Annotated in this window: 21 protein-coding genes; 20 read left to right on the top strand and 1 reads right to left on the bottom strand. The window is 32.7% G+C overall.

Annotated features, from left to right (window positions below; genetic code table 11):
* The first annotated feature begins 161 nt into the window (after positions 1-161).
* Positions 162-1,073: a tRNA (adenosine(37)-N6)-dimethylallyltransferase MiaA gene (gene miaA / locus BLQ93_RS03920; protein WP_025391866.1), complete on the top strand. Its 912-nt coding sequence runs from the start codon at positions 162-164 to the stop codon at positions 1,071-1,073.
* Here miaA and htpX read toward each other — a convergent pair.
* Positions 1,050-1,898 (bottom strand): zinc metalloprotease HtpX, encoded by an 849-nt coding sequence (gene htpX, locus BLQ93_RS03915; RefSeq protein ID WP_025391865.1) that lies wholly within the window; start codon positions 1,896-1,898, stop codon positions 1,050-1,052. The genes miaA and htpX overlap by 24 nt on opposite strands.
* A gap of 122 nt (positions 1,899-2,020) precedes the next feature.
* Here htpX and BLQ93_RS03910 point away from each other — a divergent pair, with 122 nt between their 5' ends.
* From BLQ93_RS03910 to BLQ93_RS03820, 19 genes are all read left to right on the top strand, one after another.
* On the top strand, positions 2,021-2,782 hold the full coding sequence (locus BLQ93_RS03910; protein WP_025391864.1) for an SDR family NAD(P)-dependent oxidoreductase: 762 nt from the start codon (positions 2,021-2,023) through the stop codon (positions 2,780-2,782).
* 9 nt (positions 2,783-2,791) lie between these two features.
* Positions 2,792-3,757, top strand: coding sequence for a 3'-5' exoribonuclease YhaM family protein (locus BLQ93_RS03905; protein ID WP_092128307.1), 966 nt, complete (start codon positions 2,792-2,794; stop codon positions 3,755-3,757).
* Position 3,758: 1 nt separating this feature from the next.
* Positions 3,759-4,325: a dTMP kinase gene (gene tmk, locus BLQ93_RS03900; protein ID WP_025391862.1), complete on the top strand. Its 567-nt coding sequence runs from the start codon at positions 3,759-3,761 to the stop codon at positions 4,323-4,325.
* The gene (locus BLQ93_RS03895; RefSeq protein WP_092128305.1) at positions 4,306-4,908 is read left to right on the top strand and encodes a hypothetical protein; all 603 of its coding nucleotides are present in this window, start codon (positions 4,306-4,308) and stop codon (positions 4,906-4,908) included. Before tmk ends, BLQ93_RS03895 begins: the two co-directional genes overlap by 20 nt.
* Positions 4,905-5,738: a PSP1 domain-containing protein gene (locus tag BLQ93_RS03890; protein ID WP_092128303.1), complete on the top strand. Its 834-nt coding sequence runs from the start codon at positions 4,905-4,907 to the stop codon at positions 5,736-5,738. The genes BLQ93_RS03895 and BLQ93_RS03890 overlap by 4 nt, the downstream gene beginning before the upstream one ends.
* Positions 5,713-7,569, top strand: a complete 1,857-nt coding sequence (gene metG, locus BLQ93_RS03885; RefSeq protein ID WP_092128301.1) for a methionine--tRNA ligase — start codon at positions 5,713-5,715, stop codon at positions 7,567-7,569. The genes BLQ93_RS03890 and metG overlap by 26 nt, the downstream gene beginning before the upstream one ends.
* Positions 7,570-7,597: 28 nt before the next feature.
* Positions 7,598-8,467 (top strand): MBL fold metallo-hydrolase, encoded by an 870-nt coding sequence (locus BLQ93_RS03880; RefSeq protein WP_092128299.1) that lies wholly within the window; start codon positions 7,598-7,600, stop codon positions 8,465-8,467.
* Between the two features lie 18 nt (positions 8,468-8,485).
* Positions 8,486-9,187 carry a sigma 54-interacting transcriptional regulator gene (locus BLQ93_RS03875; protein WP_092128297.1) on the top strand — a complete coding sequence of 234 codons (702 nt, stop codon included), beginning with the start codon at positions 8,486-8,488 and terminating at the stop codon, positions 9,185-9,187.
* A 14-nt stretch (positions 9,188-9,201) separates the two neighbouring features.
* Positions 9,202-9,801 (top strand): sigma 54-interacting transcriptional regulator, encoded by a 600-nt coding sequence (locus BLQ93_RS03870; RefSeq protein ID WP_159427483.1) that lies wholly within the window; start codon positions 9,202-9,204, stop codon positions 9,799-9,801.
* Between the two features lie 216 nt (positions 9,802-10,017).
* Complete coding sequence (locus BLQ93_RS03865) at positions 10,018-11,349, top strand: short-chain fatty acid transporter (RefSeq protein WP_092128293.1); 1,332 nt, start codon at positions 10,018-10,020, stop codon at positions 11,347-11,349.
* Positions 11,350-11,361: 12 nt separating this feature from the next.
* Positions 11,362-11,607: a hypothetical protein gene (locus BLQ93_RS03860; RefSeq protein ID WP_143338677.1), complete on the top strand. Its 246-nt coding sequence runs from the start codon at positions 11,362-11,364 to the stop codon at positions 11,605-11,607.
* Positions 11,589-12,350 carry an SDR family NAD(P)-dependent oxidoreductase gene (locus BLQ93_RS03855; protein WP_092128289.1) on the top strand — a complete coding sequence of 254 codons (762 nt, stop codon included), beginning with the start codon at positions 11,589-11,591 and terminating at the stop codon, positions 12,348-12,350. The genes BLQ93_RS03860 and BLQ93_RS03855 overlap by 19 nt, the downstream gene beginning before the upstream one ends.
* A gap of 11 nt (positions 12,351-12,361) precedes the next feature.
* A complete protein-coding gene (locus tag BLQ93_RS03850) occupies positions 12,362-13,843 on the top strand; it encodes a 4-hydroxyphenylacetate 3-hydroxylase N-terminal domain-containing protein (RefSeq protein ID WP_092128287.1) in 1,482 nt (493 codons plus the stop codon).
* 9 nt (positions 13,844-13,852) lie between these two features.
* Positions 13,853-14,836 (top strand): CoA transferase subunit A, encoded by a 984-nt coding sequence (locus BLQ93_RS03845; protein ID WP_092128285.1) that lies wholly within the window; start codon positions 13,853-13,855, stop codon positions 14,834-14,836.
* On the top strand, positions 14,833-15,609 hold the full coding sequence (locus tag BLQ93_RS03840; RefSeq protein ID WP_092128283.1) for a CoA-transferase subunit beta: 777 nt from the start codon (positions 14,833-14,835) through the stop codon (positions 15,607-15,609). Before BLQ93_RS03845 ends, BLQ93_RS03840 begins: the two co-directional genes overlap by 4 nt.
* Positions 15,610-15,630: 21 nt before the next feature.
* Positions 15,631-16,107: a hypothetical protein gene (locus BLQ93_RS03835; protein ID WP_025391854.1), complete on the top strand. Its 477-nt coding sequence runs from the start codon at positions 15,631-15,633 to the stop codon at positions 16,105-16,107.
* A gap of 14 nt (positions 16,108-16,121) precedes the next feature.
* The gene (locus BLQ93_RS03830; RefSeq protein WP_092128281.1) at positions 16,122-17,618 is read left to right on the top strand and encodes a sodium:solute symporter family protein; all 1,497 of its coding nucleotides are present in this window, start codon (positions 16,122-16,124) and stop codon (positions 17,616-17,618) included.
* Positions 17,619-17,631: 13 nt separating this feature from the next.
* Entirely contained in the window at positions 17,632-18,393 is a 762-nt protein-coding gene (locus BLQ93_RS03825) for a 3-hydroxybutyrate dehydrogenase (RefSeq protein WP_025391851.1), read from the top strand.
* A 65-nt stretch (positions 18,394-18,458) separates the two neighbouring features.
* Positions 18,459-19,595: an acyl-CoA dehydrogenase family protein gene (locus tag BLQ93_RS03820; protein ID WP_159427482.1), complete on the top strand. Its 1,137-nt coding sequence runs from the start codon at positions 18,459-18,461 to the stop codon at positions 19,593-19,595.
* The last annotated feature ends 24 nt before the right edge of the window (positions 19,596-19,619 follow it).

Here is a 19,619-nt window from a genome sequence, read left to right as displayed (position 1 = left end):
AATTTTTACTTAAATATTTTAAAATAATAAGTGAGATAAAAAAATGTATTAATATGGACTCTATCATTTAATTAACAATTTACTTTATAGCAATAATTTTTATTGGTAAAAATTATTGACAATATATTGAAAATCTTGCAATTTTTGGTAACATAAGAGCAATGAAAACTATAGTAATTTTGGGTCAAACAGCAACTGGAAAGTCAGAGTTAGCATATAAACTTGCAAAAACTTTAGAAGGTGAAATAATTTCAGTTGATTCCATACAAATTTATAAGTACTTTGATATTGGTTCTGCAAAACCACCAAAGAATTATTTACAAGATATAAAACATCATTTAATAGATATTAAAGAACCAAATGAAGAATTTAGTGCACAAGAATTTGCTATTCAAACTAAACAGTTAATTAATGAAATAAAATCTCGTAAAAAAGTCCCAATTTTATGCGGAGGTACATTGTTTTACTTTGATGCTTTAATAAATTCACTGGATGTAATACCTCAAGTTGATGCAAAAATTAAAGATTTTTTTAATGATATAAGTCAAGAGAGTTTTATTAACCTGTATCAATGGCTAAAAATCATTGATCCAAAATGGGCACAAAAAATAAATAAAAACGATAAACAAAGAATAAATAGAGCTTTGAGTGTTTTTTTACAAACAAAAACAAATTTAACAAAATATTTTAATACAAGAAAAAAAGAAGACTTTTTTAAAGATTGTTTGATATTTTCATTACAGATACCAGATGTAGAACTAGAAGAAAGAATTATTAAAAGAACAATCAATATAGCAAATGATTTAATAATTGAAACACAAAATATTATTAGCATGGGCTTTTCTCAAACAAAACCCATGCAATCAATCGGTTATAGACAAGCATTACTTTATCTAAATGGTAAACTAAACAAAGATGAAATGATACAAAGCATAATTAAAGAAACAAAACAATACGCAAAACGACAAAAAACATTTTTTAATTCAAAGTTTAAAGATAAAAGTATACAGATTAACTATAAAAATGCTTTTGATACAATTTTATCTATTTTAACCCAAAGCCATTCTTCTTAATCTTTCAATTCTTTCTTCAATAGGTGGATGGGTTGAAAAAAGATTCATAATTCCTTTTACACTGAAGGGATTTACTATAAAAAGATTTTCTGTTACAGGATTTCCTTGTAGCGGAATGTGTTTTGAATAATTATCAAGTTTTTCTAACGCACTTGCAAGGTAAAGCGGGTTTCCACTGAATTCTGCACCAGCTCTGTCAGCTTCGTACTCTCTTGCCCTTGATATAGCAAGCTGAATCAAAGTAGCTGCTAAAGGTGCAAATATTGCAAGAGCAATCAAAACAAACGGGTTAGAGTCAGAATCTCTATCCCTTGATAGTCCTCCAAACATTGCAGCCCATCTAATCATATCTGCAATGATCATTATAGCACCAGCGATTGTAGCTGCAATCGATGATATAAGTATATCCCTGTGTTTTATATGTCCAAGCTCATGCCCTAATACACCCATAAGCTCATTCTCATTTAAAAGTTTGAGAGCACCAACTGTTACAGCAACTGCAGCATGCTTTGGATTCCTACCAGTTGCAAATGCGTTTGGTGCATCTTGAGGTATTATATATATACGTGGCATCGGAATATCAGCATTTTGAGCAAGTCTTCTTACTATCCTAAATAACTCAGGATATTCGCTTTCTGTAACTTCTTGAGCATTGTACATAGAAAGCGCAATCTTATCTGAAAAAAAATAACTGAAAAAATTCATCAAAATAGCCAGGCCAAAGGCTATCAAAGCACCACTTTTACCTCCAACTGCATTTCCAATTATCACAAAAAGTACAGTCAATAAGCCTAATAAAAGAGCTGTTTTGACTGTATTTATCATAATGTTTACCTCCATTTCATGATTTTTCAATAATGATTATAAAGCAATACCAAAAATTGTCAAGTATCCTTGAATATAGCACTTTGCTATAGTATAATAAAAAATTAGATAGGAGGTGTGTTATGGGCAGTGTTTTAATTACAGGCGCTTCAAGTGGTATTGGAAAGGCTTGTGCAGAAATTTTTGCAAAAGGTGGGTATAATTTAATATTAAACGCAAGAAGAATAAATAGACTAGAAGAATTAACAAAAAACCTTATAGAAAAAAATAAAGTTAAAGTGTATTACAAAAAAACTGACATGTCAAAGAAAGATGAGATTTTTGAGTTTGTTGATTCTATACCTGAGGATTTTTTTCCAATAGATGTCCTTGTAAATAATGCAGGTTTGTCCCGCGGTTTAGAGCCATTAGATCAAGGAAATATTGATGATTGGAATGAAATGATTGACACAAATATTAAAGGCGTTTTATATATAACAAAACTTATTATACCTATTATGAAAAAACAAGGGTTTGGTCACATAATAAATTTGGGTTCTATAGCAGGGCATGAGTCATACCCTGGCGGTAATGTATATTGCGCAACAAAAGCTGCTATAAAATCATTAACAAAAAGTTTAAGAATGGACCTTTTAAGGACAAATATAAGAGTTTCGAGCGTTGATCCTGGAATGGTAGAAACAGAATTCAGCGAAGTAAGGTTTAGAGACAAGGAAAAGGCAAAAAAAGTGTATGAAAATATTAAACCACTTTATGCACAAGATATAGCTGATGTTATATATTTTATTGCTACAAGACCTCAACATGTAAACATTGAAGATGTGATAATAATGCCAACCCAACAAGCAAGTGTATTGCTTAACGATAGAGACTATAAAAAATAGGAGGGGTATTTGTTTGAAATAATAAAGGAAATTAAAGAAAAAAAGCATCAAGAAATAAACGGTGAATTATTCATGGTGTTAGAAAAACATTTTCTTGATGCTAGAAATGGGGATAAATACATTGGATTAAAATTAAAGGATAAAAGTGGTATTATAGAAGCAAAGATTTGGAAAAATTTATACCATTTGCATGAAAACTTTAAAGAAGGTGACTTTGTAAAGTTAAAAGCAAAAACTAATTATTATAAAGATAACTGGCAACTTATAATAGAAGATATACAAAAGGTAGATATAGATGAAAAACTAAAAGATGAATTCCTACCAAAAACGAAAAAAGATATTGATATTTTAACAAAAGAACTATTTGCGATTATAAATGGTCTACAAAATCAAGCAATTAAAAAATTACTCCTCAGTATTTTTGGCGAAGATGAATTTTTTTCAAAATTTAAAAAGGCTCCAGCTGCCAAAAGTATGCATCATGCATATATTGGTGGTTTGATTGAGCATACAGTTTCAGTTGCCAAAATTGCAAAAGAAGTATCAAAGTTTTATATGCCAATCGATGTTGATATATTGGTGAGTGGGGCACTTTTACATGATATTGGAAAAGTTTATGAAATAGATGCATCTACATTTAACTATACAAACGAAGGCAGGCTTATTGGTCACATTGTAATTGGCTACAATTTAGTAAAAGAAAAATTAAAAACGATAAAGCTTCCATTTGAGCAGGAAGTTCAAATTTTGCACTGCATATTGGCTCATCATGGTGAATATGAGTATGGATCTCCTAAAATTCCAAAAACAAAAGAAGCACTATTGCTTCATTTAATTGATACAATGGATTCAAAAATGGAACCATTGCAAAACCTGCAACCAAATGAAACAAATTGGAGCGAATCAATAAAAATATTAGGTAGAAGCTTCTTTATTCCCAAAAATAGCAAAAACGAAGAATTAACACTATTTTAATATGAAATATATAGTATTTGAAGGCCTAGATGGAAGTGGTAAAACTACTGTATCTAAAATGTTTGTCCGATACCTATCTAGTAAAAATTACACCGTTTTTTATACAAGAGAACCTTATACCACAGAAATAGAAACATTAATAAGACAAAATCAAACAAACAAAACCTTACTTTTTTTATTTTTGGCTGATAGATCAATTCACATAGAAAAACTAAAAAATCAAAACGTTGACTTTATTGTAAGTGACAGATCATTTTATTCAACGGTTGCATATCAAGGTTACGGTGGTGGGATTGATATTGATTTTGTTATTAAACTTAACGAATTTGTCGTAGACAATTTTTTGCCCGATGTTGTATTTTATTTAGATTGTAGTCCAGATATAGCATTAAGTAGAAGCAAAAAACTTGACGCAATAGAAAATAAAAATTTAGATTTTTTTGAAAAAGTTAGACAAGGTTATTTGGATCTTGCAAAAAAATACAATTTTTTTACAATTAATGCTCAAGATAGCCTAGAAAATGTTTTTAAAAATGTTATAAAATGTTATGAAACAATATTTGTCTAAATTTACAACATTTGCTCTAATAAATGCAACTCTTGATGATGCAAGAGATTTTTGTCAGAGTTTAAATGTACCTACATGGTATGAATTTGAAGATTTAAAACTGCAGGATGTAAATCAAATTAAAATAAAATCATACGAAATTAGCGAAAAACCATATGCCTTTTTAATTGGAAAAGCAAATATTGAATCACAAAACGCTTTACTAAAACTTACAGAAGAACCGATTAATCTAAATTATTTTATTTTTTACCAAACAGAATACATAATTGATACTCTTATTTCAAGGTCTCAAATTATCAATTTTAATATAGAAGATCAAAATATTGATAAATTATTTGAGTTTTTTGAAAAAAAAGACAAAAGTAATTTTTTAAAAGAATTGTTAAATATTAAGAATTTAAGTAAACAAAATAAACCACTTTTTTTAAAATATATAAAAAGTTTTATAAAAAGATTATCTTATGATTTTCCAGAGAATTCAATTTTTCTAATTAGACAATATAAAGACTTAAGAACCTATAATTTGAATATTGATTTATTTTTAGCTAATATGTGTATTGAGCTTTGGAGGATAAAGAAATGAGTGTAGCTTATGTTGTATTTAAACATTCAAATAGTATAATTCCCTTTAAATATTCAAAATTTGATCTAAAAGTCGGTGATTTTGTAATTGCTGAATCGGAAAGAGGTTTAAACCTTGGTAGAGTTATCAAAATCTCTCATGAAAAAGACGATAAGTTAAAAAGCATAGTTAGAGTTGCAACGCAAGCTGACTACCAAAGGTATAATGAAAATCTTGTTTTAGCCCAAAAAGCCAAAAAATACTGTTCTCAAGAAGCGAAAAATCTTAATTTAGATATAAAACTAGTAGATGTTGAATATACAATAGATAATAGCAAAATTATATTTTACTTTACATCACCAACTAGGGTGGATTTCAGGCATTTGGTAAAAAAACTGGCTTCTTATTTTAAAACACGCATTGAAATGCGCCAAATTGGTGTAAGAGATGAAGCTAAACTTGTTGGCGGAATCGGCTTGTGTGGGCAAATAGTTTGTTGTAAGCGTTTTTTGCAAAACTTTGAGCCAGTATCCATAAAAATGGCTAAAGACCAGAACTTAAGCATAAGTGTTAAAAAAATCTCTGGTATATGCGGCAGACTGTTGTGTTGTTTGTATTATGAAGAGCATATTTATTCAGATTTTCTAAAAAATTTACCACCAAAAGGCTCAATTGTTAAAACAGAAGAGTGCGAAGGTGAACTTGTACTTGCAAATCCTTTAAAAAATACTGTAACAATCAAAGATCAAGAAAATAAAATGATAGAGGTAAAAGCAAATTCTATAAAAAGTATAATAAAGATTGCAGAAGAAAAAGGAGAAGAAGATGAAATTATTGAAGAAGAAGAATAGTTACTATGTAACTACACCAATCTATTATGTTAACGATGTGCCACATATTGGTCACTCATATACTACAATTGCAGCCGACACTATTGCTCGTTTTCACAGGTTAATGAAAGAAAATGTATTTTTTTTAACAGGTACAGACGAACATGGTAAAAAGATTGAAAATACAGCTAAAGCGCTAAATAAAACACCAAAACAATTAGCAGATGAAGTTGTGGTGAGATTTCAAAATTTATGGAAAAAACTTGACATAACAAATACAAAATTTATAAGAACAACAGACGACTACCATAAAACAGCCGTTGCTCAAATATTTGAAGAAGTTTATAAAAATGGAGATATCTACAAAGACGAATATGAAGGCTACTACTGTGTACCATGCGAAACATTTCACACACAACCAGGACCAAACAATACATGTCCAGATTGCAATAGGCCACTCGAATTAATCAAAGAAGAATCTTATTTTTTTAGATTATCAAAATATCAAGATAAGCTACTTAAGTTTTATGAAGAAAACCCGGATTTTGTTTTGCCAAAGTCTCGTTATAATGAAATTGTAAGTTTTGTTAAAAGCGGACTAAAAGACTTAAGTGTTACGCGTATAAATCTAGATTGGGGAATAAAAGTACCTTTTGATAGAAAACACACAATATATGTATGGTTTGATGCACTATTTAACTATTTAACTGCCATTGGATACCCAAATGAAAATTTTCTTGAAATCTGGCCTGCCGATGTTCATCTTGTGGGAAAAGACATACTTAAATTTCACGCTGTGTATTGGCCTGTGTTTTTAATGAGTCTTGATTTACCTTTGCCAAAACATATTGTAGCGCATGGGTGGTGGACAGTTGATGGCAAAAAGATGAGCAAATCCCTTGGCAATGTTGTAGATCCAAACGAAATGATAGAAAAATACCCACGTGATGCATACAGGTATTATCTGTTAAAAGCCGTTCCGTTTGGTATGGATGGTAATTTTAGCGAAAAAGAATTTATTGAAAAAATAAATAGTGATCTTGTAAATGACCTTGGAAATCTAATCAATAGGTCTCTTACAATGATAGAAAAATACAACAATGGTATTGTAAAAGAAGCAACTGTGGATAATACAATAAAAAATTTAGCCCAATCAACATTTGAAAACATAAAAACTGCTTTTGATATTTTCAGATTTGACGAAGCACTTGAGTCAATAATGAACTTTGTAAGATTTGTAAACAAATATATTACAGACAAACAGCCCTGGACAATTAAAGATAAAAACGAACTTGATATTGTTTTGTTTAATATATTTTGTGCAATAAAATTTATTAGTGGGGCAATTTTGCCTTTCATGCCAGATACAGCAAAAAAAATCTACAATCAATTGGGATTTAGCGGCGATATAAATACTAAAGATATGGACTTTTTCTTAAACTGGAAAACAGATACTGTAAAAATTGGAAAAAAGGAAATGCTTTTTAAAAGGTACGAATATGAGCAAAAACTTCAAGAAATCCAGGAGCGAATTAGCATAGATGAATTTAAAAAAATAGACCTGAGGGTTGCAAAAATCTTAGAAGCAAAACCCATTGAAAAATCAAATAAATTAATGAAACTTAAAATAGACATTGGCGAAGAAGAACCAAGAACTTTAGTTGCAGGCATAAAAGAATATTTTGAACCACAAGATTTAGTTGGAAAAACAATAATAGTGGTAGCAAACTTGCAAAAGGCAAAATTAATGAATGTAGAATCAAATGGCATGCTGCTTGCTGCAAAAGACGGAAAAACTTTAAAATTATTAACTGTTGACGGTGACATTAAGCCAGGAAGTAAAATTAGCTAGCACTTATATATTTTTTTAGGGGGTTTTTATGTTTAGCGTAGATAGCTTAAAAGTTACATGCTTATCTGAAACAAGCTGGTTTGATACAAATTTGCTTATGAGCGATATTAAAAAAGCGGGCGGGATGAATACAAACCAATATTTGATTAACTGGGATTATAAGAATGCAGGTGGCTACAGTGCTTTGATAGAATACACAAAAAACGAACAAAAAGGTTACGCGCTACTTGATGTTGGCTGGAGAGAAAAATATATGGACTGGGTGTTTGATAGGGAAGGTGTTCTTGAGCTTTTAAAAAAAGATAAATTAAACGATGTTTTTATAAGCCACGAACACATGGATCATTTTTGGGGTCTAAACAGTATAACTAAAATTAGAAATGATTTTAACTTGTATATACCTGTTGGTTTTAGCGCAAAAGGCTATGATATAATTGAAAAAAGCAATTTTAAAGGTAAACTAATAGAAGTTGATGATAGATTTCAAAACGATGAACTTTCTTCTTTTGTTTACAAAATGGATATAATCCTGGGTGTAAAAAATGAGCAAATTTTAGTATTCAATCTAAAAGACAAAGGATTTGTTACAATTACTGGCTGCTGTCATCCAGGCGTTAACGCAATGATGGAATATGTAAAAAACAATTATGGAAATAACCTTTATGGTTTATATGGCGGTTTACACATCTCGCTACTGGAAGATTGGAATGATCAAAAAGCTAAAGAAATAGAAAAACTTGGTAGCTGGGGTTTAAAAAAAGTTGCCGCAAATCACTGTACAGGTGTGGTTGCTGTCGAACATATGATAAAAAAAGGCATAAATGTAGTCGGAGGCAGTGCAAAATTTGGCAGTCAAAGCAAACTGTATGTAGGAAATTCTGACAGTATAGAATTTTAATCTAAAAATTTAAAGTAAATGATCGATATTATTTTAAATAGCACAACAAAAGATATAATAATGGATAATTTATCTGTGGGAATTTATTTTACAGATGAAAAAGGCAAAACACTGTACGTAAACAAAGCATTTGAAGAAATGTCTTTAATAAAAGCTAAAGAACTTATTGGGAAAACACTTGAAGAGTTAGTAAAACAAAAGTACTTTACAGCATCTGCAACACTACTAGTTATAAAAACAAAAAAACCTGCTGCGGTTTCTTATATTACAAAAACAAATAGAAAACTTTTAGCTAGAGGCAAACCTTTTTTTGACCAAAGTGGGAATTTGAAATACGTAGTAAATACAGTTTATGATTTAAGTGAAGTACACTATATGGGTGACATTGATTATGACAGCAAACAAAATAACAATAATCAGATTATTGCATTTAGTTCTCAGATGGTAAATATTGTAGACTTTGCACTAAGGGTTGCAAATGTTGATTCTACTGTGTTAATTACAGGTGAATCTGGTGTTGGAAAAGAGGTTATAGCAAAATTCATTCACGATGCAAGCCCACGCAAAAATTATCCTTTCGTAAAAGTAAATTGTGCAAGCATCCCAGAAAATCTAATTGAAACAGAACTTTTTGGGTATAAAGGTGGAGCCTTTACAGGCGCTAACCCTAAAGGCAAAAAGGCTTTTTTGAAGCAGCTCAAAAAGGAACAATATTTTTAGATGAAATTGGAGAATTGCCTTTAAATGTCCAGGCAAAACTACTGCAGGTTTTGCAGGATAGACAATTCACGCGAGTTGGCTCTCCTAGAATTGTTAATGTTGATGTAAGAATAATTGCTGCAACCAATAGGAACTTAAAAGATATGATATCAAATAAACTTTTTAGAGAGGATCTATACTATCGACTGAACGTTATACCAATACATATACCGCCACTTAGACAAAGAAAAGATGATATAGAGCCTCTTGTTAATTATGTAGTTTCCAGGATAAACAGTAAATACAACTTTAATAAGCAGCTCGATTCCGAGCTAATTGATTTATTTAAGTCACTTCCATGGAAAGGTAATGTAAGAGAAGTAGAAAATGTTATTGAAAAACTTCTTGTAACAACAACCAAAAACATAATAACCAGAACAGACTATACTTCAATAGAAGATATTCAACAATACGATGTAAACCCAAAATTTATACTAAAAAACTATGAAAAAGAGCTTTTGCTTAATCTTTTACCAACTTGCAAAAATACGCGTGAGCTTGCCAAAAAGTTTGGCGTATCGCAACCTACAATTGTAAGAAAACTAAAACAACATAATGTATCGATTCAAAAGTGAATCAAATTATACAAAAATAAATCAAAATTTATGCTATATAAAAAATAAAATTCTAAGTATTGATTCAAAATATTTAGAATATTGCCATTTTTTAAGTTTTAAATTATAAATTACTTTTTATAAAATATTAACAATATAATGAAAACATATAGTTAAATAATTAGGAACAGTTTTTGCTTTAGTTAATATCGGACAAAATTTTAAAGGGGGGTTTATATGTTAGGTAAAATTTCAAACTTTTTTGTAAAACTTATGCAAAAGTATATGCCAGATCCATTTTTATTTGTTATCGTTTTAACTTTATTGTCTTTTGTTATGGCATTGTTGCTTACGCCAACGCCATTTATAAAAATGGTTGAGGATTGGTACAAAGGTTTGTGGGCTATATTAACATTTGGTTTGCAAATGGTACTCATATTAGTAACTGGATATACCCTAGCTGAAACAAAAATTATTAAAAAATTTTTAACTTTTTTAGCTGGCATACCCAAAGATCAAGCAAATGCTGCAGTAATGATATTTTTGATTGCAGCAATAGCTTCTTTTATTAATTGGGGATTAGGGTTAATTGCAGGAGCAATATTAGCCAGAGAAATAGCCAAAAGAGTGGAAAAAGCAGATTTTGGGTACCTGGTTGCTAGTGCTTACATAGGTTTTATAGTATGGGCAGGAGGCTTATCAAGTTCAATTGCATTAGTTATTGCATCAAAAGGCAACCCGATGAATATAATTGAACAACATACACATGAAATCGTTGGTTTATCGCAAACTGTTTTTGCCTGGTATAACTTAATAGCTACTATAATTACGGTAATTATTCTTTCTTTTGTAATATACTTTACACAACCAAAAAAAGACCTCAAAATAATTGATAAATCAATACTTGAAGCACAAGATAAAGAGTTAGAACAAGCAAAAGAAGTTAAAAAAGATAACACTTTTGCCTCCAAACTTGAAAATGCCTGGATACTTAACGTTATAGTATTTTTAATTGGTTTGATCTATCTTTTTAAATTTGGGTTTAAATTAGATATAAATAAATTTATATTCATAATGTTTTTAGCTGGACTTATTCTCCACTGGAAACCCATTGTTTATGTAAAAACTTTTAATAATGCAGCCAAAGTTACTGGCCCATTAATCTTGCAATATCCTCTATATGGTGGCATTATGGGACTTATAACTGGCAGTGGTCTTGCAGCTGTTATGGCAGGATGGTTTGTAAGTTTTTCTACAGCTCACACTTTACCTTTCTGGTCATTTATTTCATCCATAATCATTAGTTTATTTATACCATCTGGTGGAGGACACTGGGTAGTACAAGCACCTATTATGGTGCCTGCTGCACAAACCCTTGGCTCTTCTCAAGCCTTAACAGCGATGGGAATAGCTTACGGCGAACAGGTAGCAAATATGATACAGCCATTTTGGGCATTACCTATACTAGCTATAGCCAGGCTTGGTGCAAAAGATATAATGGGCTATTGTACTTTAGCTTTATTTATTGGAACAATTATTTTTGGCTCTATATTACTAATAGCCGCTTAATTGGAAAGTAGTATGAATATCTGCATTATTTATACCTCTAATACAAAATTCGCTAAATTACAGGAAAGTATTTATGAGCTTATAATAAGCGCTGGTATAAACGCTATTGAAGATACACAAAGAAACGAGCCTATTGGGTTTAAAACTTGTGTTAAGTTTGAAAGTGAATGCGCAAAGTGGCTCTTACTACAAGCAACTTTGCAAGCAGTATTAAGAGAATATCGTAAAGAAGGTGCTGTATGTACGAGATTGATTTGAAAGGCAAATACGCTTTAGTAACTGGAGGCTATAGGGGCATTGGCTACACTGCAAGCATAGCTCTTGCAAAAGCAAAAGCAAATATAGCAATTGCTGCAAGGAACTATGAATTGTGTCTACAAAAAGCAAAAGAGTTAAGATCCATTTTTGGTATTAATTGTCTTGCAGTAAAGATGGATGTAAGCGATTTGGAAAGTGTAAAAAATGCTGTAAGCAAAGTAAAAGAAGAGTTTGGAAGAATCGATATACTTATCAATGCAGCGGGCATTTCTGGCGTTCAAAAACCTGTGATTGAGCTAAGCGAGTCTGAATTTGATGAAGTATTCAATATAGATTTCAAAGGAACATTTTTTGTATCCCAACAAGTCGCAAAAATAATGGTTGCCCAAAATAGTGGCAAAATTATTAACATTGCTTCGATCTTGGGAAAACTTGCAACACCATACATGAGTGGTTACTGCACAAGTAAAGCAGCTGTTATACACTTTAGTAAAGTCCTAGCATTAGAACTTGTAAAATACAATATCCAGGTCAATGTAGTTTGTCCCGGATATTTTTTAACAGACATAAATAAATCATTTTTTAATACACAAAAAGGAAAAGAATACATAAAAGAGCGCATACCAGTAAAAAGGGTTGGAAACTTAAGTGAACTTGAAAGTACATTTATTTATCTGGCAAGCGCTCCTGGCTTTTTAACAGGCGCAGAAATTATTATAGATGGCGCCCAAACAATTATCTAAAGGAGGCTTTAATGCTTAGAACAAAAGAACAATACTTTGAAAAATTATTTTCTATGAAACCCAATGTATACATAGGTGGCAAAAAGGTTACAAGGGATGACCCCAGGCTCAGACCTGGACTTAATGTACTTGGAGTGACATTTGATTTAGCTCAAGATGAAAAATGGAAAAATGTAGCAACGGCTCATTCAAATCTAATAAATAAAGAAGTACACCGCTGGGCTCATCTGCCTCAAAACCCATACGATTTGATGCAAAAACAAAAGCTAATAAGGCTTGCCGCAAGGAGAGTAGGTGGTTGTATTCAGCGCTGTATGGGGCATGATGCCATAAATGCTTTAGCTATTTGCACAAAAGAAATAGATGAAGCAAAAGGTACAAACTACCATGAAAGATTTATGAATTATTTAAAGGATTACCAGGAAAATGACCTTGTTGGTTGTTGTGCCCAAACGGACTCAAAAGGTGACAGATTAAAAAGACCCAACGAACAACAAAACAAAGACCATTATGTTCATATAGTAGAAGAAAAAAAAGATGGAATAATAGTTAGCGGTTTCAAAATGTCTGTTACACAAGCAGCTTACGCAGACGAGATAATAGTAATCCCCACACGTGCACTTAAAGCAGACGATAGGGATTTTGCCGTAGCTTTTGCCTTGCCTGGAGATTGGGATAATATGCATCTAATAACAAGACCCGTATGGCTTAGAGACAAAGATGATAAAAATGCACCACCTTTTTGTACATATGGTGTATCGGATTCTGTTATTGTATTTGACAATACATTCGTACCAAAAGAAAGAGTGTTTATGTGTGGTGAGTGGGAATTTGGCAGAAGGCTTGCGTTGCTTTTTGCCGATTCCCACAGGCATAGTTATTCTGGGTGTAAACCTGCAGTTTCCGACATCTTATGCGGCGCAGCTTCTTTGGCAGCACAAGCTAACAACATAGAAAAAGTACCTCATGTAAAAGAAAAACTAACAGAGTATGCAGGTGCGGCTGAGCTTGCATATGCAGCTGGAATTGCTGCTGCTGTATTTGGCGAAAAAACAAAATCCGGTGTATTTTTCCCAAACCCGATTTATGCAAATGTAGGCAGGAGACTAACAGGAGAACTTATCTATCATGAATATAATCTTTTAACGGAAATAGCAGGTGGTATAAGCGTTACCTTACCATTTAAAGAAGATTTTTTTGCTGAAGAAACAAAAGGATTTTTAGAACAATTCATAGTAAGAAATCCAAATCTAACTGCTGATTACTCATTAAAGTTATGGAAGTTTATAGAAGATGTTGGGGCATCACCTATGACAGCGTGGTATGAAATAGCTGGAGTTCATGGGGGTGGTTCGCCAATTATGGAAACAATAGCTTTAAGCATTGAATACGATTTTGAAACAAGAAAAAATTTAGCCCGCTATCTTGCAGGTATTGATGACTCATACGATGAATCAAAAGAGCTAAATTTAGAACCAAACGATATTAAATAGGAGGCAAATATGGAAAGCATTGGTGAGCTATTGGGATTTCATCATCCAGATGAAATGCGGGAGTTTTTTAGAAAAAAATCTAAAAAAATGACAAGTAAACTCACGGATTTAAAGCAAGCAGTTTCTCTTGTTAAAGAAGGCGACTATATATCTATAGGTGGCTTTGGTACTGTAAGAATACCTACAGCTTTTATACATGAGCTTTTAAGGGCAAAGAAAAAAAACCTAATAGCAGCATGTTTTACATCTAATGTAGATACAGATCTTTTAGCTGCAGGTAAAACATTTAATAAAGCTGATGCATCTTACATTATTTCATTTGAAGCGCTTGGAGCACCAAAGGTATTAAAAAAATACTTTGAAAGTGGATCAATTCAGCTAACAGAGTGGTCCAATGGTGTAATGGGATGGCGCTATAAAGCAGCTGCCATGGGTTTATCATACTTGCCCGTAAGGTCAATGCTTGGAACAGATACGCAAAAATACTCAGCAGCAAAAGAAGTCACGTGTCCATTTACCGGCATGAAGTATTTAGCTGTCCCTGCACTGTATCCTGATGTAGCAGTTATACATGTCCATGCAGCAGATATTTATGGGAATAGTTATATACGAGGTGTTCTTGTAGCTGATGTGGATATAGCAAAAGCTTCAAAAAAGGTAATTATTACCACAGAAAAAATTGTACCAACAGAATTCTTTAGAGATAACCCGCAAAACACCACTATACTATTTTACCAGGTAGATGCAGTAGTGGTTACACCATACGGGAGTTACCCATGCAATATGCCATATGAATATTTTATGGATGTAGATCATTTAAGAGAATTTCTAAAAGCTGCAGAAGACGAAAAAACCTTCCAGGAGTATTTAGATAAAAACATATACAACTGCAATGATTTTTATGAGTATCTGGATAACTGTGGTGGCATAAGAAGGCTTGAGTATCTAAAAGATTTAGAAAGTCAAATAATCATAGAAGGAGGCCTAAGATGAACACTTACAACGATATAGAATTAATGATATGCGTAGCCTCAAGGATATTTGAAGATGGAGCAAGCGTATCTGTAGGCACAGGTATACCGTGCGCTGCTGTTATGCTTGCCCAAAAACTATATGCACCAAATATACTGATAACATTTGAAGCAGGTGCCGTTGCTCCAGTACTTCCTGCTATGCCAATATCAGTTGGTGATTCAACAACAATGCACAAAGCTCTTCAAACTGGCTCTACATGTGATCAAATGGAAATGATTCAACGAGGCCTTATTGATTACTGTTTTTTGGGGGGTGCCCAAATAGATTCCTATGGCAATATTAACTCCACAGTCATCGGCGATTACAAAAAACCAAAGGTAAGGTTTCCAGGCTCAGGAGGAGCAAACGATTTTGCTTCTATGGCATGGAGAATTGTTATGGTAGTGCCTCACTCAATAAGAAGATTTACAAACAAAATAGACTTTATCACTACACCTGGCTATCTAACAGGACCAGGTGCTAGAGAGCAGGCAGGTTTGCCACCAAATACAGGTCCATACAAAATTATTACTAACTTAGCAGTTATGGGCTTTGATGAAGAAACTAAAAGAATGATGCTTGAATCCATTCATCCAGGTGTTAGTATTGATGATATTAAAAACAATACGGGTTTTGAATTAATAATCAAGCAAACACCTAAACAAACTGAACCACCCACACAAGAAGAATTAAGAATACTTCGTGAAGAAGTAGATCCATTTAAAGCTGTAATAGAAAGAAAAGCTGAATAATTTTATAAAAGGGGGTATTTTATGATAAAAGGTAAAGTAAAAGACGCAATATGGATATTGGAGGGTGCTTTGGCTATCGTCATTGCCATACTTTTTTTTGCTAAGTTACCGACTCTAACAGTATTTTTTAGTATTCTACTCTTAGCAAATTTTATGCTAATTGGAGCTGGCTCAAGGGTAGATAAAATGTTTTTGATTTATCCTTATGGAACATTTTTGGTAATTTTCTGGGGAGGTTTTTTAGGCTTATTCTACTATTGGAAGCTTTACTATAATGCAATACCAAAAACTCTATTTCTTGGAATGCACCCAGGAACAGCTATTTTATGGGTTGTTTTTCTTGTATTAGGTGGCTTTCTTACAACTATTCTCTCATACACAGTGCTTTTTGAGAAAAATGTAATTTCGCAAAAAGAATGGGATACGTTTATTTCTGATGTAGAGGATTTTAATAAAAAGCATGAACAAGAAGAAAAACCGGAAGAAGAAATTAAATAATCGGAGGACCTTTTATGAAAACAGCAGAGATAATTGTAACACTATTATATTCACTTATAGTTTTATGGTGGGCAATAAGTGCTAAAAAACAGGCTGATAAAAGTGGTGCTAAATTTTTTGCATCCAGTAAAACGTTCGGTGCTTTAGTAGCCGGTCTTGCCGCTGCAACGACTGGCATGAGTGGTTTTGGTTTTGTTGGTGGACCCGGTCTTAATTACAAATTTGGATCAGCAGTAATGTATATGGGTATATTTTTTACTGTAAGTTACGGTTTAATGATGTGGCTAAATGGTAAACCAATGAGAATGATGTCTGTAATTACTAATATCGAGACATTTGCAGATTTAGGAGATGTCAGATATGGAAGCAGAACTTTAAGGTTTTTGATAGCTGTTAATTTAATTATCTGTATATTTGCCTACCTTGGAGCTCAAATTTTAGCCGGCGGATACATTTTAAATTCTATTTTTGGAATTTCAGTAAAAGCTGGTGGTATAGCGCTATTAATATTTACTCTTATATACACTGTTTACGGTGGTATGGTTGGAAGCATAAAGGTTGATTTTTTACAAGGTATCTTAAAATTATTTAGCATAATAGGCATTATTATTGGATTTTACTATATCACAGGTGGGATGGGTCATGCAACCATAACAATTGCATCAAGTAAATTGTTTGGACCTCAGTTTATAGATCCAATAGGGCATCCGGATAATATTATGCTACCGCTTGCTATGTCGTGGGTTTTTGTTTTGGCAATTGGCGTTATAGGTCAACCACATGTAAATACAAAGCTATATTCTCTAAAAAGTTATAAAAGCCTGAAAACATTTGGACTGATAGGCGGAGTAGGTTATGGCATAATGAGTCTTTTATACATACTGCCTGGAACAGCAGTTTTATATTTAGTAGCTTCAGGTCAGGTTAAACCATTTAAAGTACCTGATGAAACCATATTTCATTTTTTTAATCATTTACCGCCTGTTTTGGCTATTATACTTTTTGCCGGGCTTCTTGCAGCTACTATGTCTACTTCAAGTTCATTCTTAGTAATAGGTTCTTCAATTATAACAAGAGATATTCCTAAATCCTTCAAAAAGACATTATCGCAAAAAGAAGAAGTAATTTGGGGTAGGTGGGCACTGATTATTTTAACTTTCGGAGCTGGTATTTTTGGATTATACGGTGGGTATATGGTTGCTCTTTTAGGTGTGCTTGGACTTGGAACATTTATCGGTGCATCTCTACCAGTTATTATTGGGTATCAATGGCAAAAAGCATCTACTCAAGCGGCTATCACCTCAGAAATAATTGTTCTGTTTATGAGCATTTTTGTATCCATAGTTTACGAACAAGTGTTAAAACAAAAGCTTCCAGGCGGAATTGCTGGATACTCTTACATGATTATGTTTGTTTTTATAATAATGATTTTTGTTTCTTTGTTTACAAAACAGTCTGCAGGAGACTATTTGCCAGAAAAAATGAAACTTTATTTTAAGCATATGGAATAAATAGGAGGTAAAAATGTTAAAAGACAAAGTTTGCATAGTAACAGGTGCAGCAAGCGGGATAGGTCTTTCTATAGCCCAAAGTTTTGCAAAAGAAGGTGCTAATGTTATAATGTCTGATATTAATCAAGCTTCACTAAGTCAGGAATCAGATAAAATAAAAGCCGATTATTTTGCGTCAGATTTAAGTACACAAAAAGGATGTAAAGACTTAGTGGATTATGTATTAAAAAAATACTCCAAAGTAGATATACTTGTAAATAATGCAGGTATTCAACATGTATCTCCAATTGAAAATTTCCCGGAAGATAAATGGAACTTTATAATCTCTTTGATGCTAACTGCACCTTTTTTACTTACAAAATACGTTTGGCCTTCAATGAAAGCTCAAAAATGGGGAAGAATAATAAACATAAATTCCGTGCATGGCATTAGGGCTTCAGAATTCAAAGTTGCCTATATTAGTGCAAAACACGGTCTTTCTGGTTTAACAAAAGTAGCAGCTTTGGAAGGTGCTCCATACGGTATTACTGTAAACTCTATTTGTCCATCATATGTTAGAACACCACTTGTTGATAACCAGATTGATGACCAGGCTAAAACACATGGTATACCAAGAGAAAAGGTTATAGAAGAAATAATGCTTAAAAAAGCAGCAATAAAAAAACTTATTGAGCCAGATGACATAGCAGAAGTAGCAAAATTTTTATGTACGCCTGCAGCCGACTACATAACTGGCTCGATGATGACAATTGATTGTGGATGGAGTGCTACTTAATTGATTTGATACCAATAAGGTTTATATTAAATATAATCTTATTGGTATTTTTTTTGGAGGTTTTTATGATTGATTTCACTTTTACACAAGAACAGGAAGATTTTAGAAAACAAGTTGCAGACTTTACAGCCAGCAAAATTGCACCTAAAGTAAAAGAAATGGAACAAAACAAAACTGCAGACAAAGAAGTGGTAGAAGCTATAAAGCAGGCAAAGCTTACAGGTGTATTTATACCAAAAGAGTATGGCGGCTTAGGTCTTGGTTATGTTGCAAGGCTTATTGCTCTAGAAGAAATAGCTAAAGTTTCACCTGGCGTTTCCATGATGCTTCAGATATTTGGCCTTGGCATTGAGCCTATTTTAAAATCTGGCAATGATGATCAAAAACAAAGGTACCTTCCAGGTCTTTCAAGTGGTGAAAAACTCGCTACGGTAGCAGTAACTGAAACTACAGGCGGATCAGATCCAACTGGCATAGAAACAACTTATACAAAAGAAGGCAATTATTACATACTAAACGGAAGAAAAATAATGCTAACAAATGCCCCTGTTGCCAATACATTTGTAGTACTTGCAAAAGACCCAAATAACCCAAAAGCTTTTTCTACATTCATTATTGAAGATAATTTTGAAGGTTTCAAAAGGGGAAAAGACTGGAATGAAATAGGGCTTCATGGGTGCAGTGTAGGTGAGATCTTACTCCAAAACTGTAAAGTGCCTCAAGAAAATCTACTTGGTGAAGAAGGTAAAGGTATGAGGGTAGCAATGAGCGCAATTGGCGAAGTAGGCAGAGGTGGTATGGTAGGCGTAGGTCTTGGCATAATTTCTACGCTTTTAGAGCAATCGGTTAATTTCTCAAAAAAACGCATATTGTATGGCAAGCCTATAAGCAACCTTCAAACAATACAAAATAAACTTGCACAGATGAAACTGGATCTTGAGATTTCAAGACTACTTGGCTATAGAGCAGCCAGTATGCAAGACAAAGGCCAAAGGTGTGATCTAGAGTTTGCAATGGCAAAATACTACACTACAGAAGCAGCTCAAAAGTGTGCAAAAATGGCTGTAGATATACATGGTGGCTATGGCGTAGTTGAAGAATCTATCGTCACTAGATTCTTAAGAGATTCTTTTGTACTTGGGCCATCTGCTGGAACATCCGATATTATGATGGTTATTATTGCAAGGGCTGCAATAGGGTGAAAATATATAAAAAGTAGTTATAAT

This window comes from Desulfurella multipotens (assembly GCF_900101285.1).
In the GTDB taxonomy this organism is placed as follows: Bacteria; Campylobacterota_A; Desulfurellia; order Desulfurellales; family Desulfurellaceae; genus Desulfurella; species Desulfurella acetivorans.
This window is presented reverse-complemented; position numbering and strand designations above follow the sequence as displayed.